23 protein-coding genes and 1 tRNA gene are annotated in these 23020 nt (G+C 65.9%); 20 read left to right on the top strand and 4 right to left on the bottom strand.

From position 1 onward, the window contains the following. The first annotated feature begins 8 nt into the window (after positions 1 to 8). From SRAA_RS05160 to SRAA_RS05150, 3 genes are all read left to right on the top strand, one after another. Complete coding sequence (locus SRAA_RS05160) at positions 9 to 2504, top strand: putative bifunctional diguanylate cyclase/phosphodiesterase (protein ID WP_045531330.1); 2496 nt, start codon at positions 9 to 11, stop codon at positions 2502 to 2504. A gap of 68 nt (positions 2505 to 2572) precedes the next feature. After that, on the top strand, positions 2573 to 3130 hold the full coding sequence (locus tag SRAA_RS05155; RefSeq protein ID WP_045531329.1) for a hemerythrin domain-containing protein: 558 nt from the start codon (positions 2573 to 2575) through the stop codon (positions 3128 to 3130). A gap of 99 nt (positions 3131 to 3229) precedes the next feature. Further along, positions 3230 to 4087 carry a YbgC/FadM family acyl-CoA thioesterase gene (locus SRAA_RS05150; RefSeq protein WP_045531328.1) on the top strand — a complete coding sequence of 286 codons (858 nt, stop codon included), beginning with the start codon at positions 3230 to 3232 and terminating at the stop codon, positions 4085 to 4087. Here SRAA_RS05150 and SRAA_RS12030 read toward each other — a convergent pair. Next, the gene (locus tag SRAA_RS12030; protein ID WP_052467494.1) at positions 4039 to 4965 is read right to left on the bottom strand and encodes an NRDE family protein; all 927 of its coding nucleotides are present in this window, start codon (positions 4963 to 4965) and stop codon (positions 4039 to 4041) included. The genes SRAA_RS05150 and SRAA_RS12030 overlap by 49 nt on opposite strands. A 22-nt stretch (positions 4966 to 4987) precedes the next feature. Beyond that, on the bottom strand, positions 4988 to 6016 hold the full coding sequence (ygfZ, locus tag SRAA_RS05140) for a CAF17-like 4Fe-4S cluster assembly/insertion protein YgfZ (RefSeq protein WP_231849339.1): 1029 nt from the start codon (positions 6014 to 6016) through the stop codon (positions 4988 to 4990). 56 nt (positions 6017 to 6072) lie between these two features. Here ygfZ and mltG point away from each other — a divergent pair, with 56 nt between their 5' ends. From mltG to SRAA_RS05060, 16 genes are all read left to right on the top strand, one after another. Continuing rightward, positions 6073 to 7080, top strand: coding sequence for an endolytic transglycosylase MltG (gene mltG / locus SRAA_RS05135; RefSeq protein WP_082039921.1), 1008 nt, complete (start codon positions 6073 to 6075; stop codon positions 7078 to 7080). Next, positions 7077 to 7763, top strand: a complete 687-nt coding sequence (gene tmk, locus SRAA_RS05130) for a dTMP kinase (protein WP_045531326.1) — start codon at positions 7077 to 7079, stop codon at positions 7761 to 7763. The genes mltG and tmk overlap by 4 nt, the downstream gene beginning before the upstream one ends. Next, a complete protein-coding gene (locus SRAA_RS05125; protein ID WP_082039920.1) occupies positions 7760 to 8872 on the top strand; it encodes a DNA polymerase III subunit delta' in 1113 nt (370 codons plus the stop codon). The genes tmk and SRAA_RS05125 overlap by 4 nt, the downstream gene beginning before the upstream one ends. Further along, a complete protein-coding gene (locus SRAA_RS05120; RefSeq protein WP_045531323.1) occupies positions 8869 to 9234 on the top strand; it encodes a PilZ domain-containing protein in 366 nt (121 codons plus the stop codon). Before SRAA_RS05125 ends, SRAA_RS05120 begins: the two co-directional genes overlap by 4 nt. 16 nt (positions 9235 to 9250) lie before the next feature. Then, entirely contained in the window at positions 9251 to 10090 is an 840-nt protein-coding gene (locus SRAA_RS05115) for a TatD family hydrolase (RefSeq protein WP_045531322.1), read from the top strand. 146 nt (positions 10091 to 10236) lie between these two features. Then, the gene (locus SRAA_RS05110; RefSeq protein ID WP_231849338.1) at positions 10237 to 10818 is read left to right on the top strand and encodes an ankyrin repeat domain-containing protein; all 582 of its coding nucleotides are present in this window, start codon (positions 10237 to 10239) and stop codon (positions 10816 to 10818) included. A 133-nt stretch (positions 10819 to 10951) separates the two neighbouring features. Next, the gene (locus tag SRAA_RS05105; RefSeq protein WP_045531318.1) at positions 10952 to 11410 is read left to right on the top strand and encodes a tripartite tricarboxylate transporter TctB family protein; all 459 of its coding nucleotides are present in this window, start codon (positions 10952 to 10954) and stop codon (positions 11408 to 11410) included. 26 nt (positions 11411 to 11436) lie between these two features. Further along, entirely contained in the window at positions 11437 to 12957 is a 1521-nt protein-coding gene (locus tag SRAA_RS05100) for a tripartite tricarboxylate transporter permease (protein WP_045531316.1), read from the top strand. Positions 12958 to 13099: 142 nt separating this feature from the next. Beyond that, complete coding sequence (locus SRAA_RS05095) at positions 13100 to 13765, top strand: exopolysaccharide biosynthesis protein (RefSeq protein ID WP_052467493.1); 666 nt, start codon at positions 13100 to 13102, stop codon at positions 13763 to 13765. A 56-nt stretch (positions 13766 to 13821) separates the two neighbouring features. Continuing rightward, positions 13822 to 14649, top strand: a complete 828-nt coding sequence (locus SRAA_RS05090) for a transporter substrate-binding domain-containing protein (protein WP_082039919.1) — start codon at positions 13822 to 13824, stop codon at positions 14647 to 14649. A gap of 13 nt (positions 14650 to 14662) precedes the next feature. After that, a complete protein-coding gene (locus SRAA_RS05085; RefSeq protein WP_045531315.1) occupies positions 14663 to 15349 on the top strand; it encodes an ABC transporter permease in 687 nt (228 codons plus the stop codon). Further along, positions 15346 to 16059, top strand: a complete 714-nt coding sequence (locus tag SRAA_RS05080) for an ABC transporter permease (RefSeq protein ID WP_045531314.1) — start codon at positions 15346 to 15348, stop codon at positions 16057 to 16059. The genes SRAA_RS05085 and SRAA_RS05080 overlap by 4 nt, the downstream gene beginning before the upstream one ends. A 20-nt stretch (positions 16060 to 16079) precedes the next feature. After that, positions 16080 to 16859, top strand: a complete 780-nt coding sequence (locus SRAA_RS05075; protein WP_045531313.1) for an ABC transporter ATP-binding protein — start codon at positions 16080 to 16082, stop codon at positions 16857 to 16859. A gap of 186 nt (positions 16860 to 17045) precedes the next feature. Next, complete coding sequence (locus SRAA_RS05070) at positions 17046 to 18503, top strand: GntP family permease (protein WP_045531312.1); 1458 nt, start codon at positions 17046 to 17048, stop codon at positions 18501 to 18503. Between the two features lie 2 nt (positions 18504 to 18505). Next, positions 18506 to 19087 (top strand): Maf family protein, encoded by a 582-nt coding sequence (locus tag SRAA_RS05065; RefSeq protein WP_045531310.1) that lies wholly within the window; start codon positions 18506 to 18508, stop codon positions 19085 to 19087. Further along, positions 19084 to 19872: an SAM-dependent methyltransferase gene (locus tag SRAA_RS05060; RefSeq protein ID WP_045531309.1), complete on the top strand. Its 789-nt coding sequence runs from the start codon at positions 19084 to 19086 to the stop codon at positions 19870 to 19872. The genes SRAA_RS05065 and SRAA_RS05060 overlap by 4 nt, the downstream gene beginning before the upstream one ends. A 32-nt stretch (positions 19873 to 19904) precedes the next feature. Here the strand turns inward: SRAA_RS05060 and SRAA_RS05055 are convergent, their stop codons facing one another. Next, positions 19905 to 22058, bottom strand: a complete 2154-nt coding sequence (locus tag SRAA_RS05055; protein WP_045533304.1) for a cyclic nucleotide-binding domain-containing protein — start codon at positions 22056 to 22058, stop codon at positions 19905 to 19907. Positions 22059 to 22158: 100 nt separating this feature from the next. On the opposite strand from SRAA_RS05055, the gene SRAA_RS05050 reads away from it, so the two are divergent. Next, positions 22159 to 22824, top strand: a complete 666-nt coding sequence (locus tag SRAA_RS05050) for an NAD(P)H-binding protein (RefSeq protein WP_045531308.1) — start codon at positions 22159 to 22161, stop codon at positions 22822 to 22824. A gap of 71 nt (positions 22825 to 22895) precedes the next feature. On the opposite strand, the gene SRAA_RS05045 is transcribed toward SRAA_RS05050, so the two are convergent. Continuing rightward, positions 22896 to 22971 (bottom strand) — tRNA-His (locus SRAA_RS05045). Positions 22972 to 23020 lie beyond the last annotated feature (49 nt).

The following is a 23020-nucleotide window of genomic DNA, read 5'->3' as shown; positions in this document are numbered from 1 at the left end:
CAGGCGCCATGTCCAGCCCCCCTGCGCTCCCGCCATCGCCCCTTGTTTTGCTGATCGAAGACGAGCCCAGTGATGCGGTACTGATCAAATACCAGTTGCTGGAGCAAGACGTTCGCGCCTTTGTTTTGCACACGGTGGACTCGTTGGCGGCGGCACAGCGGGTGCTCGATGCCGGCACAGTGGCCCCCGACGTGGTGCTGCTCGATTTGAATCTGCCCGACTCCTTCGGGGTGCAGACCGTGTTGCGCTGCCGCGCACTCACCGACGCACCGATCGTCGTCCTCACCGGCCACGACGACGTGGCAGCTCAGCAAGCCGCGATTCAAAGCGGCGCCGAAGATTTTTTGACCAAAGGGGCCGACGGCAGCACCCTGCGCCGCGCCGTGCGCTACGCCATGCTGCGCCACCAGCGCGAGGCCGATGCGCGGCTGGCGGTCTCGGTCTTTAGCCACGCCCACGAAGGCGTGATCATCACCGACGCGCAGGGCCTCATTTGCGACGTGAACCAGGCTTTTAGCCACATCACTGGCTATTCGCGTGTAGAGGTGCTTGGGCGCAAACCCGGCTTGCTCAGATCCGGCCGCCATGCGCCGGCCTTTTATCAAGAGATGTGGGCCACCCTGCTGGCCAGCGGCCAATGGAGCGGCGAAGTCTGGAACCGGCACAAAAACGGCGAGCTTTTTGTGGAACACCTCACCCTGAGCGCGGTGCGCGACGGGCGCGGCCGCATCCGGCACCTGGTGGGTTTCATGCTCGACATCACGCGCCAGAAAGAGCACCAGAGCCAGCTCGAATACATGGCGCATTACGACCGCCTCACCGGTTTGCCCAACCGGCTGCTGCTGAGCGACCGGCTGCAACAGGCCATGGCACGCAGCCACCGCAACGGCCTGCAGTTGGCAGTGGCCTACTTGGATTTGGACGGTTTCAAGGCCATCAACGATGCGCATGGGCACGATGTGGGCGATGAGGTGCTGCAGGCGGTGGCGCTGCAGATGCGTGCCACGCTGCGCGAAGGCGACACACTGGCGCGCCTGGGCGGGGACGAATTCGTGGCCATTTTTGAGAGCCTGCATCACGCCGACGACAGCCTGCCCTGCATCGAACGCCTGCTCAAAGCGGCCAGCCAGTGCATGCAGGGCGATGTGCGGCGGCTCAAGGTCTCGGCCAGCATCGGGGTGGCGCTGTACCCGCAACCCGATGAAGTCGAGGCCGATCAACTGCTGCGCCAGGCCGACCAGGCCATGTACCAAGCCAAGCTGGCGGGTAAAAATCGCTTTCATTTTTTTGATCTCGAGCGCGACATCGGTTTGCGTGGGCACCATGTGGAAATGCAGCGCATCCGCTTCGCGTTGGCGCAGTCGGAGTTTGTGTTGCACTACCAACCGCGGGTGCAAATGCGCAGCGGTGCCGTGGTCGGGGTCGAGGCCCTGATCCGCTGGCAGCACCCCGAACGCGGCTTGCTGGCCCCAGGGGTTTTTTTGCCGCTGATCGAAAACGATCCCCTAATCTGCGAGCTGGGCTGCTGGGTGATCGACGCCGCGCTCCAGCAAATTGGGCACTGGCAGCGTGCCGGGCTGCACCTGCCGGTGGGGGTCAACGTAGCCCCGTATCATTTGCAACACCCAAATTTTCTGGCACAGCTTGCCGCCTTGCTGGCGCAGCACCCCGAGGTCGATCCGGCGCTGCTGGAGATTGAAATCGTCGAGACCAGCGCCCTGACCGACTTGGATAGTGCCTTGGCCGTGGTCAAAGGCTGCCAAAAGCTCGGGCTGCGCCTGGCGCTGGACGATTTTGGCACGGGCTATTCTTCGCTCACCTACCTCAAGCGCCTGCCGGTGCAAACGCTCAAGATCGACCAGAGCTTTGTGCGCGACATGCTCTGCGACCCCGACGACTTGGCCATTCTGGAAGGCGTGATTGGCCTAGCCAAGGTGTTCCGCCGCGACCTAGTGGCCGAAGGGGTGGAGACGCACGAGCACGGCCGGCTGCTGCTGCAACTGGGCTGTGAGAGCGCACAAGGTTACGGCATTGCCCGGCCCATGCCGGCGGCCGATTTTCCGCCCTGGTTGCAGCGCTGGAGCGCGCCCGCCTTCTGGCAAAACACCACCACGCTGGAGCCCCAGTGCTTGCCCCTGCTCTATGGCATGGTGGAGTGTCGGGCCTGTGTGCTGGCGCTGGAGCATTATTTGCAAGGCTTGAGCAGCCACGAACCCTTGGAAGATGCCCAATCTTGTGGTTTTATGCGCTGGTTGCGCGACCTGACGCCACCGCAGTTGCAGGCCATGGGCATCGAGGTTCAGGGTCCACGCTGGATCGCCATACTGGGGCTGCATGCGCAGTTGCACGCCAGCATAGTCGAGTTGCTGCAGCTTTGCCGAGCGCAGGGCCGCAGCGCCGCACTGGAACGCTTGCCACGCCTATGGGTGCTGCGCGAACAACTGTTGCTGGCGCTGCAAGGTTTTTTACCCCGCGACGCGCTGCACAGCTCTGCTGCGGCATGAGTGCGCACCGGGCAGTGCCCCAGATGCCCTAGAATGACTGGGGGCTCTGTGGCCCTGTGGAGACATTCATGAGCGCTGCACCACACCACGCCAGCGAGGCCGACGAAGAACTGCCCTTGCTGGATTTTACTGAGTGCCACAGTGGCATTCTCAAAAAGCTCGATCTGCTGAGCGAATTGCCCGCCTTGCTGGAACCGGCGGCGCGAGTGCGCCAGATCGCCGAGCAAGCCTATGAGTTTTTTCGTGCCGTGATTTTTGAGCACCACCTCGACGAAGAACGCGAACTGTTCCCAGCCGTGCTCGAGAGCGCGCAAGAGGGGGAGGAACTGCAGCGCGTCAAGGCCATGATCCGGCGCCTGACCGATGAACACCGCGAGCTTGAAACCCTCTGGAAAACGCTCGAAGTGGGCTTGAAGCAACTGGCCAAGGGCCAAGTAGCGGAGCTCGATGGGGCACTGATAAACCGCTTGGTGGTGCAGTACCGCGCTCACGCCGGCTTTGAGGAACAAGAGTTCCTGCCGCTCTCGCAAGCCATTTTGAGCCGCAACCCCAACCACATGGCCGCCCTTGGCCTGTCCTTGCATATGCGGCACCAGCCACAGGCCGAACAAAACTGGTACGTTTGACGGCACACGGCCGGCGCAGCATTGCGCGCAGGCGACACAAATTGGCCTGGGTGCAGCCCACATAATGGGCAGCTTCACCATCCAAGGCCGCAATTGCCCATGAACCCACAAGATTTCCGTTTTTCGCACCGGCTGCGGGTGCGCTGGTCCGAAGTCGATATGCAAAAAATCGTCTTCAACGCGCACTATCTGGCGTATTTCGACTTGGGCGTGTCGGAGTACTGGCGCACCCTCGGCCTGCCCTACGAGGACGCCATGGCGCAGCTCGGTGGCGAGCTCTACCTGAAAAAAACCACGCTCGAATTCAATGCCTCGGCACGCATGGACGACCAGCTCGACGTGGCGCTGGCCTGTAAGCGGCTGGGCAACAGCTCGATGACGCTGCGCGCTGCCGTCTTGCGCGCCGAGCAGCCCTTGGCCGTGGGCGAACTGGTGTATGTGTTTGCCGACCCAGCCACGCAACGCCCACGCCCCTTGCCTGCCGTGTTGCGCGAACTGATCGAAGGCTTTGAGGCCGGCCAAGCCGTGCTGGAGCTGCGCACGGGGGGCTGGGCCGAACTGGGCCCAGACGCGCAGCGCGTGCGCACGGCGGTGTTCGTCGAAGAACAGGGCATTGCGCGCGAGGACGAATGGGACGCCGCCGACGCCGACTGCTTGCACGTGGTGGCCTACAACCGCCTCGGCCAGCCGGTGGCCACGGCGCGGCTGCTGCCCGCCCAAGCCGGGGTGGCCAAGCTCGGGCGCATGGCGGTGCACCGGGTGTTGCGCGGCACCGGCGTGGGTCGCAGCCTAGTGAGCGCGCTCACGCAAGCGGCGCAAGCCCGTGGCGACCACTGCCTGCGCCTGAGTGCGCAGCGCAGCGCCCAAGGTTTTTACCAGCGCCTGGGTTTTGAGACCGTGGGCCAGCCCTACGACGATGTGGGCATTCCCCACATCGATATGCAAAGGCTGCTGTAACCGCTTTGGGTCAGCGGCCCGGGGGGGTGCGTCCACTCCTGCAGTTCGAGCTGGCTGCTGTCCGCCGAAGGGCGCAGCCAGCGTGCAATCAGGCTGCTGCGGGTGCCGTAGCCGTGTTGTGGCATTTCAACAAAGGGGCTGGAGAGCAGTTTTTCTTGTGCCAGTGGCACCCCGGTGGCGGGCAGCTGCTCCTCGGAGGCCGGGCGGCGATCCAGCAGGGCCTGGAGCAACGGGTTCTGCCAGCGTTCACCGCACAGCGGCTCTTGCAGCGCGGCGGCCAGCGACGCCTTCAGGCGCAGCAACTTGGGCCACGGGCTGTCGAGGGCGGCGTTGGACAGGCCATAGATGCCGGGGGGCAGCGCCGCGCCGCACCAGCCCGGCGGCAAGGCCAGCGGCAGCGGGATTGCGCTGGACTGAGGACCCGTCTGGCTCGAACCGGATGCCGCAACGCTGGGCCCATCGCGCTCTGGGCTGCGCGTTCGGTTCGAGAGCCAGCACCAGTGGCCGCTGAGGCAGTCGCCCAGCACCAGGTTGAAGCCGCCATAGGCGCTCGGGTCGGTCTGCTGCAGCAAGGCCGGCACATCGGGCATCGCAGCGGGGCCGGCCAGCCAGCGCGTCACCAGCTCGCCGCGGCTGCGCGCCATGCGCTCGGGCTGGCCGTCGCGCACGTTGGTGAGCAGGGCCACCCGGCCAGCGGCCGAAAAACCCAGCCAAGTGCCGCCCGCCAGCAGATCGCGCCCGGCGTAGACGGTCTGGCCATGCTCCAGCGCCCAAGCGCCCAGTGGCAGGGTGGGGCGCTGCCAGAACTCGTCCCGGTTCGCCGCCAGCAGCAGCGGGCAATCGGTGCGCTGGCCGATGGCGAAGGCGATCAGGCACATTTCAGGCACTTTTCAGGCGCAGTTACACATCGGCCAGCAGCTCATAGGGCAAGGGCAACAGCGCCAAGGCGGCGCCATCGGGTGCGCCCAGGTGCAGCGTTTGGCCGTCGGCGGCGCTGGTCTGCAGGCTGAGCAGGGCGTCGAACCCACCGGCTGGGTGCGCGGCGGCCTGCACCACCACGCCGCAGGGTTGTTCGGCGTCGCTGGGGTGAAACACGGCCTGCCCGGCCTGCGGCGCGGAGCCGGGAGCGGCAGCGCCGCCATGCGCCAAATAGGTGCGCCGCTTCAAGGTGCCACGAAACTGGCTGCGCGCCACCACTTCTTGCCCCGGGTAACAACCTTTTTTGAAGTTGACACCCCCCACCGATTCGTAATTCAGCATCTGCGGCACCAGTTGCTCGACCAGCGGCTGGCTCAGCAAGGCAACGGCGCTGCGCACCTGCAGCCAGTCCCAGTGCGCAAGCGGCAGCGGGGCGGCTTGGGCCTGATCAGCGGCTGAGGCCGCATCGACCGGCGCAGCGGTGGCCGCTTCCTCGCAAAGCACGGCCCGGCCCAAGCCCACTGCAGACGGCAGCCGCACCCAAGTCTGCGCCCCAGCGTCGAGCTTGCTCCAAGGGGGCGTGGGCAGATCTGCCACCAGCGCCGCCCCGACCGCGCCCCAAAGGGTGAAACGCTCCGAGGCATCGCTCAGGCGCACCTTGGCGCGCAGCACGAAGCGCTGCAGGTGTTGCAGGGTTTGCGGCAACAGGTCGCGCGCGCACAGCAGCAGCACCTGCTCCGAGCCGCGCTTGAAACCGATGAACGAGGCCAGCATGCGCCCCTTGGCGTTGCACAGCGCCGCCAGCCGCGCTTCGGCTTGACCCAGCAGGGCAAAATCGTTGCTCAGCTGGTTGTGCAAAAAGCTTGCCGCATCCGGCCCCTCGGCGGCGATCAAACCCCAGCCGGGCAGGGGGGCTATGCCGCTCCAGCCACTGGGGTCGTAATCGGTGCCATGGGCGGGGGGCGCGTCTGCAAGGGCATGGGGCGGCTGGGACATGGGATCGGGGTTCATTGGGCGCTCGTGCCTCACTTATGATCGGGCCCTGATTGTCACAGAGGTGCAAATCCGTGTTCCGAACCCTGAAATGGTTGCTGCTGGCGGCGCTGGCCAGTGCCGTGTTGCTGGCGGCGCTGGCGGCTTGGTGGTTGCAGCGCCCGCTGCCCTTGGACCCGCAAGCGCAGGGCGTGGTCGATGTAGTGATCGAGCCCGGTACCTCGGCGCGCGGGGTGGCGCGCGAGTTGGTGCAAAGCGGGGTGCAAACCTCGCCCGATCTGCTCTTTTTGTGGTTTCGTGCCTCCGGGCAGGCGCACCGCCTGCAGGCCGGCACCTACGAGATCGACGCCCAGACCAGCCCGCGCGAGCTGCTGCGCAAGCTGGTCGAGGGCGAGCAGGCGCTGCGCCGCCTCACCTTGCTCGAAGGCTGGACCTACCACCAGGTGCTGCAAGCGCTGCGCCAGGCCGAGTATTTGCGTTTCGACCTGCCTGCTGGAGACGATCCGGCTGCTCTGATGCGGGCCTTGGGCCTGCCACACGCGCACCCCGAAGGGCGGTTTTTCCCCGACACCTACATCTACCCCAAAAACGGCTATGCCTCGGCGCTGCTGCGCCAAGCCGCGCAGGCCATGGAGCGGCAACTGGCCCAAGCCTGGGCACAGCGCCACCCCAATCTGCCGCTGCGCAACCCCGATGAAGCGCTGATCCTGGCCAGCATCATCGAGCGCGAAACCGGGCTGGCCAGCGACCGCCCGCTGGTCTCGGGCGTGTTCAACAACCGGCTGCGCATCGGCATGCGGCTGCAGGCGGATCCAACCGTGGTCTATGGCTTGGGTCCGGCCTTCGAAGGGCGCTTGCGCCGCATCCACCTCGAGACCGACACGCCTTGGAACACCTACACCCGCGCCGGTTTGCCGCCAACGCCGATCGCCATGCCCGGCATGGCTTCCCTGCTGGCCGCGGTGCAACCGGCCGACACCCAAGCCATGTTCTTTGTGGCCCGGAGCGACGGCTCCAGCGCCTTCAGCCGCACCTACGCCGAGCACAATGTGGCGATTCGGCGCTACATTCTCAACCAATGAAGCCCACTTCAGCCGCGCCGCCCGCAGCAGGATTTTTCATCACCTTCGAAGGCATCGACGGGGCCGGAAAATCCTCCCACATCGAACCCTTGGCCCAAGCCCTGCGCGCCCACGGCCGGGCGGTGACGCTCACGCGCGAGCCCGGCGGCACGCCGCTGGCCGAGCAGTTACGCAGCTTGCTGCTGGCCCAAGCCATGGACGCGCTGACCGAGGCGCTGCTGCTGTTTGCGGCCCGGCGCGAGCACCTGCTCACGGTGATCGAACCGGCGCTGGCCCAAGGCCAGGTGCTGCTGTGCGACCGCTTTACCGACGCCACCTTTGCCTACCAGGGCCATGGGCGCGGCTTCGATTTGCAGGTTTTGCAGACGCTGGAGCAGTGGGTGCAGGCCTGCCCCGGCGCGGGCGTTGGTGCCTCCGCCCCCGGTCTGCGCCAGCCCGACCTCACGCTCTGGTTCGACCTGCCCGCCGCCACCGCCGCCTCCCGCTTGGCCGGGGTGCGCGCACCCGACAAGTTCGAGGCCGAGCCGCAGGCGTTTTTTGAGCGCGTGGCAGCCGGCTATGCGGCGCGCTGCGCCCAGTTTCCGCAGCGCTTCGAGCGCATCGACGCCAGCCTGCCGCTGGAGCAGGTGTGGCAGCAGGTGCGCTCGGTGTGCCAGCGGCGCGGCCTGCTGGGGCCGGCATGAGTCTGGCACCCTGGTTGCAGCGCCAGTTGGCCAGCCTGCGCCAGCAGCGCAGCCACGCCCTGCTGCTGGCCGGCCCGCCCGGCTTGGGCCAGTACGAGCTGGCGCTGGCGCTGGCCCAAGTGTGGCTGTGCGAACGCCCCGGCGTGCAAGGGGCTTGCGGGGTATGCAGCAGTTGCCACGCCATCGGTGTGCGCACGCACCCGGATTTGTTCGTGCTCATGCCCGAGCTGCTGGCGCTCGAACTTGGCTGGCCGCTGGACCCCAAAACCCAAGACAAGATCGACAAAAAGGAAGCCAAGCCGAGCCAGTTCATCCGCGTCGATCCGGTGCGCGCCGCACTGGCCTTCAGCCAGATCACGGCCTCGCGCGCCGCCGCCAAAGTGGTGCTGATCCACCCCGCCAACCGGCTCAACGCCGAATCGGCCAACGCGCTGCTCAAAACGCTGGAAGAGCCGCCGCCGGCGCTGCGCTTCATCCTCAGCACCGAAGCCGCGCATACCTTGCCCGCCACCATCCGCAGCCGCTGCCTGACGCAGCAAATGGCCTGGCCCGGCGAAGCCGAAGCCCTTGCATGGCTGGCGCAAACGGCGGCCCCCGGCACCCCGTTGCCGCAGTTGCAGGCCGCCTGGCGCGCCAGCGGCGGCCGCCCCGAAGCCGCGCGCCAGTGGCTGGCACGCGGGCTCGATGCCACCCTCTGGGCCAGCCTGCCCAAACGGATTGCGGCGGGCGACTTTGCCCCTCTGCGCGAGTGGCCGCTGGCGCTGCAAATGGAGCTGCTGCAACAGCTCTGCCACGATCTCATGGCCGCCGCCGTGGCGGCCGAGCCGCGCTTTTTTGCCGCCGGCGATTTGCCGCCCACCCCGCCCTTGACCGCGCTCAGCGCCTGGCAGCGCGACCTGCAACAAGCGGCGCGCACGCTCGAACACCCCTTCCAAGCCGCTTTGCTGCAAGAAGCCTGGGCGCTGCGGGCGCGCCAGGCGTTGGCAGCGGGGGCGCTGGGGGCGCCGGGGGCCGGGCTGGGCCGGGGTTCGTCAGTCACACGTTCCGATTCCTCACCCCGGCCCAGCCCGGCCCCCGGCGCCCCCAGCGCGCTACACTCGCGCCCATGAGCACGGCCGAAACCCCGGGCGGCAGCCGCCCCACCGTCATCCAATTGTCGATCAAGGAAAAAGCCGCCCTCTACGCGGCCTACATTCCGCTGTTTGCCGAGGGCGGCATTTTCGTGCCCTCGGCGCGCGAGTACCGCTTGGGCCAGGATGTGTACGTCCTGCTGACGTTACCCGACGAAGCCCAGCGCTACCCGGTGGCCGGAAAAGTGGCGTGGATTACGCCTGCCGGGGCCGCCCACGCCCGCAGCCAGGGCATCGGCGTGCGCTTTCCGGCCGATGAAAAATCCAAACAACTCAAGGCCCGCATCGAAGCCATCCTCGGCACCCATCTGGCCTCTGATCGTTCCACACAAACCATTTGAAAACATAGGTTTGCGGATGTATATTGATTCCCATTGTCACCTCGATTTTGACGAGCTGCGCTCCCAACTGCCGGCGCTCCTGAGCGCCATGCGCCAAGCCCAAGTGGGCGGCGCGCTGTGCATCAGCACCACCCTAGAAACCTTTCCGGCCGTGTTGGAGCTGGCGCAGCAGCACCCGCAGCTCTGGGCCACGGTGGGCGTGCACCCCGACAACGAAGGCGTGCGCGAACCCAGCGTGGCCGATCTGCTGGCTGCCGCCCAGCACCCGCGCGTGGTCGGCATCGGCGAAACCGGGCTCGACTACTACCGCCTGGGTGAGCGCAGCGTGGCCGACATGGAATGGCAGCGCGAACGCTTTCGGGTGCACATTCGCGCCGCGCGCAGAGCCGATTTGCCACTGATCATCCACACCCGCGCCGCCGCCGCCGACACGCTGGCCATCCTGCAAGAGGAGGGCGGCTTTGTGCCCGGTGCCGACCCCACGCCCCACCTGCCCGTGGCGCGGGGGGTGTTTCACTGCTTCACCGAAAGCGCCGAGCTGGCGCAGGCCGTGCTGGAGCTGGGTTTTTACATTTCCTTCTCCGGCATCATCACCTTTCGCAACGCCGCCGAGCTGCGCGAAGTGGTGCGCCAGGTGCCGCTGGAGCGCTGCCTGATCGAGACCGACAGCCCCTATCTGGCCCCGGCACCGCACCGCGGCAAGCTCAACACCCCCGCCTACGTGCCGTTCGTGGCGCAGCAACTGGCGGCGGTCAAGGGGCTGACACCCGAGCAGGTGGCGCAAGCCACCACAGCCAATTTTTGGCGCCTGTTCAGCCAAGCCGGTCTGCCCGCCGAGTTGCTGCATGCCGCTTGAGCGCCCCCCAAGCCGCCCACCAGAAACCACCCAATAAAACTCGAAAACACATGAAAAAATACTTTCATTGCATTGTTTTCGTACTGCTTTTTGCATCAGGATCTGGCTTCGTCCAAGCTCAAGCCGGCTCATTCGAGCGCTTTTTCATGGCCATCAGCCGCGACGACGTCGGCCCGATCATCGAGCTGCAATTGCGCGGCTTCGACATCAACGCACCCAACCCCGATCTGGTGCCGCCGCTGCCGCTGGCGATCCAGGTCGACTCGCTGCGCGTGGCGCGGCACTTGATCCAGCAGCCCACGCTCAACCTAGAAGCCAGCAACCCGGCCGGAGAAACCGCGCTCATGCTGGCTGCCATCCGCGGCCACCTCGACCTGGTGCAGGCGCTGATTGCGCGCGGCGCCCAAGTCAACCGCCCCGGTTGGACGCCGCTGCACTACGCCGCCAGCCACGACGGCGCGCAGGCGCTGCCGATTGCGCAGTTGCTGCTCGCGCACCACGCCTTCATCGATGCGCGCTCACCCAACGCCAGCACCCCGCTGATGCTGGCCGCGCACTACGGCCGGCGCGAAGTGGTCGAACTGTTGCTGCGCGAAGGCGCCGAGCCGCTGGCGCGCAACCAGCAGGGGCTCAACGCGATCGACTTTGCCCTGTTGGCGCACCGCCCCGATGTGGCCGAGGCGATTGCCGCCAGCGTGCGCGCGCAGCAGGGCAGCGGCACCTGGTAAGGCGGTAGCGCCCTGTTTGCGCCGGCACCACGGCGCCGCGTAGGCGATACGTGCAATTACTTAATCCGCTGTCACCCGTTTGCGGTTCCAATCGGGGCAGCATCGAAACCCGAGACAATTTCAAGGCCGTCCCATGCTCAACAAAGACCTGCAAGACCTCATTGGCGGCTTGGCCATGCTGGCCATCGGCGCTTTTGCCGCCATCTACGCCTACCAAAACCTCGAAATCGGCGAGTTGAGCCGCATGGGGCCGGGCTTTTTCCCGCTCGTGCTGGGTGCGGCGCTGGCCGTGCTGGGCCTGCTGATCGCGCTGCCGGCGTTTTTCCGCCCCAATGCCGGCCCGCTCGGGATCGACTTCAAGGCGCTGTTTTTCGTCACCCTGTCGCTGCTGCTGTTTGCGTTTTTGCTGCGCCCACTGGGCATTTTGATCACCAGCGTGTTGATGGTGCTGGTCTCGACCCTGCCGCTGTCGCTCGCGACCGTGGGCTGGAAAACCCGCGTCCTGACCGGGCTCGGCGTGGCCGCAGTGACGTGGGTGGTGTTCATTCTGGGGCTGGGCATGAATCTGCCCACTTGGCCGTGGAGCCACTAAAAACACAACGATAAGGAGATTGACACATGGATATCGCATCTGGACTGATGTTGGGCTTGCAGACGGCGCTGCAACCCGAAATCCTGCTTTACTGCTTCATCGGCGTGTTTCTGGGCACCCTGATCGGGGTGCTGCCCGGAATCGGCGCCTTGGCCGCCATTTCGCTGCTGCTGCCCATCACGTTTAACCTAGAGCCCACGGCCGCGATCGTGATGCTGGCCGGCGTCTATTACGGAGCCCAGTACGGCGGCTCGACCGCCGCCATTTTGCTCAACCTGCCCGGCACGCCTTCCTCGGCGGTGACCTGCCTCGACGGCTACCCCATGGCCAAGCAGGGCAGGGCCGGGGTGGCGCTGTTCATGGTCACCATTGCCTCTTTCGTCGGCTCGATGCTGGGCATCGCGGTGCTGGTGGCTTTTGCGCCGGGCATTGCCGAAATCGGTTTGCGTTTCGGGGCTGCCGAATACTTCTCGCTCATGCTGCTGGGGTTGGTGGCCGCTTCCACGCTGTCCGTCGGCTCGCCCATCAAGGGGTTGGCGATGGTCATGTTGGGCCTGTTGCTGGGCACCGTGGGCACCGACATCAATTCCGGCGTGCCGCGCTTCGACTTCGACATCCCCGAGCTGATGGACGCCATCAGCCTGGTGGCCGTGGCCATGGCCATCTTTGGCGTGGCCGAGCTGATCGCCTCCATCAACTTCAAGCGCGACGGCACGGCCAAGTCCATCATCACCCTGCGCTCCATGGTGCCGACGCGGCAAGACTTGAAACAGTCTGCGCTGCCGATGTTGCGCGGCACCGGCATCGGCAGCTTTTTGGGGGCCTTGCCGGGTACCGGCCCGACCATCGCTTCCTTCATGTCGTATGCGGTGGAAAAGCGCGTCGCCAAAGACCCGAGCCGCTTTGGCAAAGGCGCCATCGAGGGCGTGACCGCTCCCGAGGCGTCCAACAACGCCGCCGCGCAGACCGCCTTCGTGCCCACGTTGTCGCTGGGCATACCGGGCGACGCCGTGATGGCGCTGATGCTGGGCGCGCTCATCATCCACGGTATCCAGCCCGGCCCGATGCTCATGACCGAGCAGCCCGAGCTGTTCTGGGGCCTGATCGTAAGCTTTGCGATCGGCAACATCATGCTGGTGATCCTGAATCTGCCGCTGGTGGGGATCTGGGTCTCGATCCTGCGCATCCCGTACCACGTGCTGTACCCGGCGATTCTGGTGTTCATCTGCCTAGGCGTCTATAGTGTGAACAACAACGTGTTCGACATCTACATGACCGCCGGACTGGGTGTGATGGGTTATCTGCTGCTCAAGCTGCGCTTCGAGGCCGCGCCCTTGTTGCTGGGCTTCGTGCTCGGCCCGATGATGGAAGAAAACCTGCGCCGCGCCCTGTTGCTCTCGCGCGGCGACCCGGGCACTTTCATCGAACGCCCGATCAGCGCCGTGGTGCTGGCCCTGTGCGCCGCTTTGCTGCTGTGGACGCTTTACACGGCCCTCAAGCGCGGCATGAAACGGCGCGAGCAGGAGCAGGACCGCATTCCTGAGTGAGGACCGACTGGGCGCACAAGTGGCTTACAGCAAAAGGGTCGCAAGACTGCCGTGGTAAAAGGCCTTGCTGTTCAGGCTTGACCAGAGGCTGAACCGCCACCATCGCCGTCCAGATCTAGTTCCACAATGTGTATTATGTTAAATGACGAACGAACGCATGCCCGCCGCTGCTGATGCCGATGCGCTTGATGCGCCCGACACCTTGGTCGAGCACATCGAGCGCGTGCTCACGACCCTGCCCGAACAAGACCTGACCCTGCACGACATCGTCGAAGCCGTGGGCCCCGACAGCCTGATGCTTTTGACGATCTTTTTGTCGCTGATCTTTCTGGTGCCGGTCTCGATCCCGGGCGTGAGCACCGCCTTTGGGCTGGCGATCGTGCTCATTGGCCTGACGCGCACCTTCCAGCGGAAACCGTGGCTGCCGCAGCGCATCGCTAGGCGCCGTCTGGCGGCGGCACCGCTGCGCGCCGGCCTGCAGCGCGCCACGGTCTGGCTGCACCGCATCGACCGCCTGAGCCGCCCGCACCGCTGGCCGTGGCTGAGCAGCCATGGCCCGGCCACTCTGTGCAACAACTTGGCGCTGGTGTTCGCCGGCCTGCTGCTGATGATGCCCTTTGGGCTCATCCCCTTCAGCAACACCTTGCCGGCGCTGGCGGTGATCTTTCTGTCGGCCGGCATGATGCAGCGCGATGGGCTGGCGCTGCTGCTGGGCTACTTGGCGGTGTGCCTGACGCTGCTCTACTTCGCCCTCTTGCTCACGGCGGGTGGGGCCACGCTGCTGGAGCTGTGGAACTGGATTGGCTGAGCATGGCCGCCACGGCATAATACGCGTTTCTTACAATTTTTTGACAGCACATTCCCATGAAGCTCAAACTCTTTGCGCTCTTGCTGGCGCTCGTTTCCAGTTATGCCGTGGCCCAGTCCCCGGCCGCAAGCGCCTCGCCCCCACCGCCAGCCGCACAGCCCGCGCAAGCCGCCAATTGGCCGGTGTTGCGCGTGGCGGTCGATGCCACCTACAAGCCCTTCACTTACAAAACGTCTGCCGGCCAGCTCACCGGCTTTGACGTGCACATCGCGCAAGCGCTGTGCAACGAAATGCGCCGGCGCTGTGTGTTCGTGGAACAGGTGTGGGACGGCATGATCCCGGGCCTGCTGGCGCGCAAGTACGACGTCATCATCAGCTCGATGTCGATCACCGACGAGCGCCGCCGCGTGGTCGATTTCACCGACAAATACTACAGCACCCCCAGCGGCATCGTGGTGCGCACCGGCACCCCGTTCACTGGGCCCGCTTCGCTGCGCGGCATGCGCATCGGCGTGCTCAAGGGCAGCACCCAAGAGCGCTTCGCCATGAGTCAGCTGCGCCCGGCTGGTGCCATCATCGTGCCCTACGATGCGCAAAACCAAGTCTATCTCGACATTCAGGCCGGGCGCTTGGATGGCACGGTGGCCGATCGGGTCGAGGTCACGGCCGGCTTTTTGAACCGCCCCGAAGGTCGAGCCTTTGGCTTTGTGGGCCCCGAACTGCGCGACCGGCGCTACTTTGGCGACGGCATGGGCATTGCCCTGCGCAAGGGACGCGACGAACTGCGCACCGAACTGAACAACGCCATCCGGGCCATTCGCGCCAATGGCGTGTACGACCGGATTGCACGCCTGTACTTCGATTTCGACATCTACGGCGACTAACCCTGCTGTGGCAGTGGACGGTCACGTTTTATCGGTTTTGTCCGGCGCGCAACTGACGCTCACGGTCTCGCTGGCATCGCTGGGGGTGGCGATTGCGCTGGGTTTGCTCGGGGCGGCGGCCAAACTCTCGCAGCGTCGGCCGCTGGTGGCGCTGGCTGGGGCCTACACCACGTTGGTGCGCGGTGTGCCCGAGCTGATCTTGCTGCTGCTGGTCTATTACGGCGGCACCATCGGGCTCATCACCCTGCTGGAGCGCTTGGGGCTAGAGGCTGAGGTCAACATCAACCCGTTCATGGCCGGCGTGCTCACCATCGGCTTTATCTACGGTGCCTTCATGACCGAGACCTTTCGCGGTGCCATGTTGGCCATCCCCAAGGGCCAGGCCGAGGCCGCCTGGGCCTTTGGCATGAGCCCGTCGCGCACGTTTTTTCGCATCACGCTGCCGCAGATGGTGCGCTACGCCCTGCCCGGCTTCACCAACAACTGGCTGGTGCTGATCAAGGCCACGGCGCTGGTGAGCCTGATCGGGCTGCATGACGTGACTTTCCACGCCATGCAAGCCGGCGCCGCCACGCGCGAGCCCTTTTACTTTTTGCTGCTGGCGGCGGCGGTGTTCTTGGCTTACACCAGCGTTTCGCTGTGGGCACTGCGTGCCCTGAGCCGGCGTTATGCCCTAGGCAGCACCCAGGTGAGCCTGTGAACTGGGACGTGCTGCTGCTGCCCGAAACCCTGGCGCTGTACGCCGAGGGGCTGGTCACCACGCTGTGGCTGCTGGCGGGCTCGCTGCTGTTTGGCGGGGTGCTGGCGCTTTTGCTGGCCCTAGCGCTCACCAGCCGGGTGGCGGCGCTGCGCGGGCTGGCCGGTGCCTACACCTATTGCATCCGGGGCACCCCGCTGCTGATCCAGATTTTTTTGATCTACTACGGCATCGCACAGCTGGAATGGATACAGGCGCGCTGGGACACGGTCTGGCCCTGGACCCTGTTCAAAGACGCTTTTTTCTGCGCCCTGCTGGCGCTGGCGCTCAACAACGCCGCCTACACCGCCGAAATGCTGGCCGGTGCCATGCGCGAAACCAACCCGGGCGAGCTCGAAGCCGCGCAGGCCATGGGCATGAGCCGCTGGCAGATTCAGCGCCGCATCGTGCTGCCCAGCGCCCTGCGCCGCACCCTGCCCGCCTACGGCAACGAGGTGGTGATGATGCTGCACAGCACCAGCCTGGCCAGCACGGTGCCCGCGCTGATCGACCTCACGGCCGCCGCCAGCCGCATCTACGCCGATTTTTTCCTGCCCTTCGAGGCCTTCCTGTTCGCTGCCGCGATTTACCTGTGCATCACCTTCTTGCTGGTGGGGGTGTTCAAGGGCCTGGAATGGCGCTACCTCGGGCATCTGCGGCCGCGCCGCCACTGAAGCCATTTTTACCATTTCCCATGTCGCTCGCCACCCCCACCAAGCTCGAAGTCATCGACTTGCACAAGCGCTACGGTAGCCATGAGGTGCTCAAGGGCGTCTCGCTGTCGGCGCGCGCTGGCGATGTGATCAGCATCATCGGCAGCTCGGGTTCGGGCAAGAGCACGCTGCTGCGCTGCATCAATCTGCTCGAAAAACCGCACCAGGGGCGCATCATCGTGGCCGGTGAGGAACTGCACCTGCGGCCCACGCGCAGCGGCGAACTCGAAGCCGCCAATGCGCAGCAGTTGCAGCGCCTGCGCACCCGGCTGGCGATGGTGTTTCAGAGCTTCAACCTCTGGGCCCACATGACGGTGCTGCAAAACATCATCGAAGCGCCGCTGCACCTGCTCAAAGTGCCCAAAGAGCAAGCGGTGCAAACGGCGCGCCTGTACCTGGAGCGCGTCGGGCTGCACGGGGTGGAAGACCGCTACCCGGCGCACCTGAGCGGCGGCCAGCAGCAGCGGGTGGCGATTGCGCGCGCGCTGGCGGTCGAGCCCGAGGTGATGCTGTTCGACGAACCCACCAGCGCGCTGGACCCGGAGCTGGTGAGCGAGGTGCTGCGCGTGATGCAGCAACTGGCGCTGGAGCACCGCACCATGGTGGTGGTAACGCACGAGATGGGCTTTGCGCGCGAAGTCTCGAACCACCTGATTTTTCTGCACCAGGGGCGCATCGAGGAACAAGGCGCGCCGCGCGAGGTGCTGGCCAGCCCCAAAAGCGAGCGCCTGGCGCAGTTTTTGGCGGGGAGTTTGAAGTAGAAAGCCATACGCCGCTGCAACGCCCGCCCTGTGCAGCGCTTTGGCGCCCATGGGGGCAGCATTTTGATGCAGCGCAACATTCACGTGTTAGGATGCCGCGCAGCACCCTTTGCAGAAAGTTCAAATCATGGCAGTTCAGCAGCAAACCCAACGCATGCGCCACCCAGGCGGCCTAGGGGCTGAGGCATGATCGGGCTGCTGGGCGTTGTGCTCGCGCTCGGGTTGCTGATCTTTTTGGCCTACCGGGGTGTGTCGGTGCTGTTGCTGGCGCCGCTGTGTGCGCTGCTGGCGGCGCTGTTTGCTGGCGCGCCGCTGCTCGGGCTCTACACCCAAGTATTCATGGGTTCGGCGGGCAGCTTCATCATCTCGTTCTTCCCCTTGTTCCTGCTGGGCGCTATCTTTGGCCGTCTGATGGACGACAGCGGCTCGGCCAAGGCGATCGCCCAGGGCTTGGTGGCGCAATTGGGCGGCGGGCAAGCCATCTTGGCGGTGGTATTGGCCTGCGCCATCCTCACCTACGGCGGCGTGTCGCTGTTCGTGGTGGCCTTTGCCATCTACCCGATTGCGGCCAGCCTGTTTAGGGATCAAAACATCCCCAAGCGGCTGATCCCGGCGACCATTGCCTTGGGGGCCTTCACCTTCACCATGACGGCGCTGCCGGGTACGCCAGCCATCCAAAACGCGATTCCCATGCCGTTTTTTGGCACCTCGCCCTTTGCCGCACCCGGCATCGGCATCCTGGCGGCCTTGATCATGTTTGGCGCCGGGCAGTGGTGGCTGATGCGCCGCGCGGCGGCGGCGCGTGCGCTCGGCGAGGGCTACGGTGTGCACCCCGACGCCTTGCCCACGGCCGACAAAGCGATGCGCGAATGTGCCGCCGGTCAGGGCTACGACGTGACCGACTTGGTCTGCGAAAAAGCAGCCACGCCCAGTCGCCCGCTGCCGCCTTTTTGGCTGGCGGTGTTGCCAATCGTGGTGGTGATCGTGGCCAACCTGCTGTTTTCCACCTTCGTCATTCCGTCGTGGGACGTGGCCTTCTTGGCCGAGCCGCAGTTTGGTGCCGTCGGCTTGCCCTCGGTGCTGGGCGTGTGGTCGATCATCCTGGCGCTCACGCTCGCCATTTTGGTGTTGATCGCCACCAACTGGGCGCGGCTGGTGTCGCTGACGCGCTCACTCGACGACGGCGCCAACGCCTCGGTGCTGCCGATCTTCAACACCGCCTCGCTGGTGGGCTTTGGCGCAGTGGTCGCCGCCCTGCCCGCCTTCGAGATCGTGCGCGTGGGGGTGCTGGGCCTGGGCGGCGAGAACCCGCTGGTCTCGCTGGCGATTGCGGTTAACATCTTGGCCGGCATCACCGGCTCGGCCTCGGGCGGCATGAGCATCGCGCTCTCGACCTTGGGCAGCACCTACCTGGAAATGGCCACGGCGGCCGGCATCGCGCCGGAGGTGCTGCACCGCATCACCGCCATTGCCACCGGTGGCCTCGACTCGCTGCCACACAACGGCGCGGTGGTCACGCTGCTGGCGATCTGCGGCCTGACGCACCGCCAGTCCTACGGCGATCTGGCCATGGTTGCGGTGGTGTTCCCGATCGGTGCGCTGGTGGTGGCGATCGTGGCGGCGACTCTGTTTGGGGCCTTCTAAAAATGAGCCGCCCCCTGATCCTCGGCTCCAGCTCGCCCTACCGGCGCGAGCTGCTCGGGCGCTTGCAACTGCCTTTCAGCGTGGTGGTGCCGGACGTCGATGAAAGCGCCCAGCCCGGCGAGCCACCAGCCCAATTGGCGCAGCGGCTGGCGCTGGCCAAGGCGCAGGCGGTGGCGCTGCAGCACCCGCAGGCGCTGGTGATCGGCTCCGATCAAGTGGCTGAGCTCAACGGGCAGGCCTTGGGCAAACCCGGCAGCCACGAACGCGCCCGCGCGCAGTTGCAGGCCATGAGCGACCAAAGCGTGTGCTTTCACACCGCCGTGGCGCTTTGCTGCCTCGACAGCGGCTACAGCGCCAGCGCCTTGGCACAGGTGCGGGTGCAGTTTCGCATGCTTCAAGACGATGAAATCGAACGCTATTTGCTGGCCGAGCAACCCTATGATTGTGCCGGGAGTGCCAAGAGCGAGGGCTTGGGCATCGCCTTGCTGGAGCGCATCGAAAGCGACGACCCCACCGCCCTGATCGGCCTGCCCCTGATCCACACCGCCCGCCTGCTGCGCGGCGCCGGGGTGCTTCTGCCATGACCCGCAGCGCCCTGCTGGGCACCTTGTACCTGGTGCCGACGCCGCTCGATTTCGGGTGCTTGGACGCGGCTGCCGCCACCCCATCCCTAGAGCACAGCCTGCCCTTGCACACCATTCAGACCGCTGCCCGCTTGGCGCACTGGGTGTGCGAAAACGCCAAAAGCACGCGCGCCTTTCTGAAACGGGTCGGGCTCGTGGTGCCGCTGGCGCAGCCGCTGCAGGCCCAGCAGATCGTCGAACTGCCGCGTCAGGTGCACAAAAAGGGCGATCACGACCCCCATGACGGCCACGACGCCACCGCCCTGCTCGCCCCGGCCTTGCAGGGGCACGACATCGGGCTGGTGAGCGAGGCCGGCATGCCCGGCATTGCCGACCCTGGGGCATCGGTGTTGCGTGCCGCGCACCAGTTGGGCCTGACCGTGGCGCCCTTGGTGGGGCCGGTGTCGCTGATGCTGGCGCTGGCCGCCAGCGGGCTCAACGGGCAGCAGTTTGCCTTTGTGGGCTATCTGCCGCAAGAAAGCAGCGCCCGGGCGCAGCGCATCCGCGAGCTCGAAGCCCTGGCCCTGCGCAGCGGTCAGACGCAGATTTTCATCGAAACCCCGTACCGCAACCAGGCGCTGCTGCAAAGCCTGCTGGAGTGCTTACAGCCCCACACGCGCTTGGCCCTAGGCGTCGGCTTGAACCTGCCGCAACAGGCCATCCACAGCGCCCAGGTCAGCGTCTGGAAGCAACAGCGCCCCGCCCTGCCGCTGGAGCTGCCCACGGTTTTTTTGCTGGGACGCTAGGGCGGCTTTCTGGGCGGCTCTGCCTTGCGCCCTCACTCCATCGCGGCGCGCAGCTCGCGCGAGGTCGCCCCCAGGCGCCGGATGCCCATGCGCGCCAGCGCGGTGACGAACAGCAACGCGCCCTCGGGGTCGCTCTGGCGCCACGCCTGAAACTGCTCCCAGCTCAGGGTGTTGAGCAGTGCGCCGGCGCTGCCAGCGTGCGCGAAGGCGGTGCGGGCCATGCCATTCAGGAAGGCCATTTCGCCAAACACCGCCCCGGCACCGATCACCGACAAGCGCACCCCTTGATCCGGCACTTCGGAGGTGGAGAGCGTCACCGTGCCGGCTTGGACCCACAGCAAGGTGCGGTCTAGGTCACCTTGGCGGATGATGACCTCACCGGGGGCGAAGCGCAGGCTGCGCATCAGCGCTTGCAGCGCCGCACACTGGGCCGCCGTCAGTTCAGCGCCCAACTCCCCCAGCATCGACGCCTGCTCCGGTTGCGCTTGCAACTCTGGCGGACGGTTGGCCAAAATCTGCTCCTCGGCCCATTCGAGGGCACGATCGAGGTCGGTGCGGGTGTGCAGCCCGGCCATGCGCTGCGCCGCCAAACCGCGCACACCGCACAGCAGCAGCGCCACGCCTTTCTCATGCAACTCGTGCGCCAAGGCGATCAGGCGCAAGCAGCCGGTTTCATCCCAAGAGGGCACGCGCGAGGCGTCCAGTATCACGCAGCGGTGCCCGTTCAGCTGCGAGTGCACCTGCTCCACCACCTGAGCCGCCACCCCAAAAGAGACGATGCCTTGCAGCTCAAACACCGCCACCGTGGCCATGCGCGGGGCCAGCCAGCTTTCGTCCTGCGGCCCTCGCACATGGCGCGAGCGCAGCTTGCCCTCCAGATGAACGCGCCGGATGGCGTGCGCGCCCGAAGCCCGCAGCAAATCCAACGTAGCCACCAACAGACCGGCCAGCAACGCCAAGGCACCGCTGGAGCCCACGAACACCAGGGCCACCACCCAAGCCTGCACGCGCGAGCTGCGTCCCTCGCGGACGCTGAACAACTCCCACAACGAGGGCGGGATCATGCGCACCCCAGCGATCAGCAGCGCCCCCATCAAAACCGCCATCGGCACCCAGGGCAGCCACAAAAAGCCGCTCACGGCCACGCCGATCAGGCCCAGCGCGTGCCACTGCCCGGCCCTTCGGCTCGGTGTGCCGGTGTAAAAAAGCGCGATGCGCGAGCGCGACAGGCTGGTCGAGGCCGGTATCAGGCCCAGCAGGGCGCAGCCCGCGCCCACCCAGCCCTCGCGCCCCAACACCAAGCCGGGCGGGCTGTGTTGCCCGTGTTCATGCTCCAGCTGCTGATGGTAGACCAGCACCTCGAGCGAGTTCACCACCGCCATCAGCAAGGCCAGCGAAGCCAGTTGAAAACCGACCCGATCCAGCACCAGCCACCACGGCGCGGCCCACCAGTCGGGCACGATGGGCAGCAAAAAAACCGCCTCCTCGGCTGCCATGCTCAATTCCACCCCGGGGGCCCAGAGCAGCCACGGCAAGGCGACCAAGATGACCGCCAGCAACAGCGTAGGAAAACGCGGCCATAGGCGCTGCAACACCAGGCTCAGGGCCACCACGGCGAGCGCGATGGCCGCGTGCCAGCCCAGCAAGGCGCCCCACTGCCCGCCACTGATGTAATGCAGCCCCTTGATCTGCGCCACAATGAGCGACAAACCCACCCCGGCCGCAAAGCCCTGCGTCACGGCAACCGGAATGAAGCGCGCCAGCCGGGCCAAGCCGCTCCAGGCGATCACGGCTTGCAACACAAAACCCAGCGCCGCAAAAACGCCGGTAATGGCCAGCGCCTGTGCCGCGGATATGGAAACCGCGGCGCCGGCCCCGACCACCAGCGACAGCATGCCGCCAAAGAGCAGCGCCACCGCCGTCGAGGGGCCATAAATCACCCCCTTGCTGCGCGCCAACAGGGTGAGCAAGGCCCCCGGCAGTGCCGCCGACCACAGCGCCAGCGCACTGGCCGAACCCAGATAAGCCAGCGGGGCAAAAGCCAGCAGTCCAAGGCCAATCGCGTGGGGAATCGAGACCGACAGCGCCGCCGTTGCCCCGACGATGGGCTGGTTGGTGCGTTGCTGGGGGCGACTGCCTACTCCCGAAGAAAGATCGAATTCTGTAGGTTCTGGTGCTTGGTTCACCAAAACATTATCGCTTGGGAAAATGACAGAAACAGCGCCTGCGCCCTGCGGGCGGCAGCCGATAATAGGCCGCACCCAAGCAGAGGTCTGCTCCAGCACCATGAACCACATACCCGCTCACCCCAGAACCGTGCTGCTGGCTGGCGCCACCGGCCTGATTGGCGGCTTGTTGCTGCAAGGTCTGCTCGCCCACCCCGCCGTCACGCAAGTGCATGCCTTGGTGCGCCGCCCCCTAGACGCAAGGCACGCCAAGTTGCACCTACATGGGGTGGATTTCACCGCGCTGCCTGCCCTGCCCGATGTGGATGAGGTCTATCTGGCGCTGGGAACCACCATCAGGCTGGCGGGTAGCCAAGCGGCCTTTAGAGCCGTTGATCTGCACGCCAATCTGGCCGTGGCAGAAGCGGCCGTGAAGGCCGGGGCGCGCCGCTTAGGCTTGGTCAGTGCTGCGGGCGCCAGCTCGAATTCGGCCGTTTTCTACAACCGGGTCAAGGGCGAGCTCGAGGATGCGCTGATGGCCCTAGAGCTGGATGCGCTGGTGATCGCGCGCCCCTCCTTGCTGCTGGACAGCCGCGCCCATCTGGGGCAGGCCCCGCGGCTGGCCGAGCAGCTGAGCATCCCCATCGGCAGGCTGATCGCGCCCTTGGTACCCGGCGCTTACCGCCCGGTTTATGCCCAATCGGTGGCCACTGCCCTGCTCCGGTACGTGCCCGTGGCCACAGGACTGCTGGTATTGCCTTCAGCCGATCTGGCAAGGTCGGGATGATTCAATTCATCCCCCAGCACGCCCCTAAAACGCAACAAGGGCCGGAAGGCCCTTGTTTTACTGCAATTTTTTGGGGTGGCTGATGGGACTCGAACCCACGACGACAGGAATCACAATCCTGGACTCTACCAGCTGAGCTACAGCCACCGCTAGCTTTTGATTATAGCCGGGTTTGCGAGCGAAAAATACAAAAAGA

The sequence above is a fragment of the Serpentinimonas raichei genome (genome assembly GCF_000828895.1).
GTDB lineage: Bacteria > Pseudomonadota > Gammaproteobacteria > Burkholderiales > Burkholderiaceae_C > Serpentinimonas > Serpentinimonas raichei.
This window is presented reverse-complemented; position numbering and strand designations above follow the sequence as displayed.

What these genes read in the sequence shown, in the direction of transcription:
- SRAA_RS05160 (WP_045531330.1), top strand. Translation starts at nt 9, where the DNA reads ATGTCCAGCCCCCCTGCGCTCCCGCCATCGCCCCTTGTTTTGCTGATC.
- SRAA_RS05155 (WP_045531329.1), top strand. Translation starts at nt 2,573, where the DNA reads ATGAGCGCTGCACCACACCACGCCAGCGAGGCCGACGAAGAACTGCCC.
- SRAA_RS05150 (WP_045531328.1), top strand. Translation starts at nt 3,230, where the DNA reads ATGAACCCACAAGATTTCCGTTTTTCGCACCGGCTGCGGGTGCGCTGG.
- SRAA_RS12030 (WP_052467494.1), bottom strand. Translation starts at nt 4,965, where the DNA reads ATGTGCCTGATCGCCTTCGCCATCGGCCAGCGCACCGATTGCCCGCTG.
- ygfZ (WP_231849339.1), bottom strand. Translation starts at nt 6,016, where the DNA reads ATGAACCCCGATCCCATGTCCCAGCCGCCCCATGCCCTTGCAGACGCG.
- tmk (WP_045531326.1), top strand. Translation starts at nt 7,077, where the DNA reads ATGAAGCCCACTTCAGCCGCGCCGCCCGCAGCAGGATTTTTCATCACC.
- SRAA_RS05125 (WP_082039920.1), top strand. Translation starts at nt 7,760, where the DNA reads ATGAGTCTGGCACCCTGGTTGCAGCGCCAGTTGGCCAGCCTGCGCCAG.
- SRAA_RS05120 (WP_045531323.1), top strand. Translation starts at nt 8,869, where the DNA reads ATGAGCACGGCCGAAACCCCGGGCGGCAGCCGCCCCACCGTCATCCAA.
- SRAA_RS05115 (WP_045531322.1), top strand. Translation starts at nt 9,251, where the DNA reads ATGTATATTGATTCCCATTGTCACCTCGATTTTGACGAGCTGCGCTCC.
- SRAA_RS05110 (WP_231849338.1), top strand. Translation starts at nt 10,237, where the DNA reads ATGGCCATCAGCCGCGACGACGTCGGCCCGATCATCGAGCTGCAATTG.
- SRAA_RS05105 (WP_045531318.1), top strand. Translation starts at nt 10,952, where the DNA reads ATGCTCAACAAAGACCTGCAAGACCTCATTGGCGGCTTGGCCATGCTG.
- SRAA_RS05100 (WP_045531316.1), top strand. Translation starts at nt 11,437, where the DNA reads ATGGATATCGCATCTGGACTGATGTTGGGCTTGCAGACGGCGCTGCAA.
- SRAA_RS05095 (WP_052467493.1), top strand. Translation starts at nt 13,100, where the DNA reads ATGACGAACGAACGCATGCCCGCCGCTGCTGATGCCGATGCGCTTGAT.
- SRAA_RS05090 (WP_082039919.1), top strand. Translation starts at nt 13,822, where the DNA reads ATGAAGCTCAAACTCTTTGCGCTCTTGCTGGCGCTCGTTTCCAGTTAT.
- SRAA_RS05075 (WP_045531313.1), top strand. Translation starts at nt 16,080, where the DNA reads ATGTCGCTCGCCACCCCCACCAAGCTCGAAGTCATCGACTTGCACAAG.
- SRAA_RS05070 (WP_045531312.1), top strand. Translation starts at nt 17,046, where the DNA reads ATGATCGGGCTGCTGGGCGTTGTGCTCGCGCTCGGGTTGCTGATCTTT.
- SRAA_RS05065 (WP_045531310.1), top strand. Translation starts at nt 18,506, where the DNA reads ATGAGCCGCCCCCTGATCCTCGGCTCCAGCTCGCCCTACCGGCGCGAG.
- SRAA_RS05060 (WP_045531309.1), top strand. Translation starts at nt 19,084, where the DNA reads ATGACCCGCAGCGCCCTGCTGGGCACCTTGTACCTGGTGCCGACGCCG.
- SRAA_RS05050 (WP_045531308.1), top strand. Translation starts at nt 22,159, where the DNA reads ATGAACCACATACCCGCTCACCCCAGAACCGTGCTGCTGGCTGGCGCC.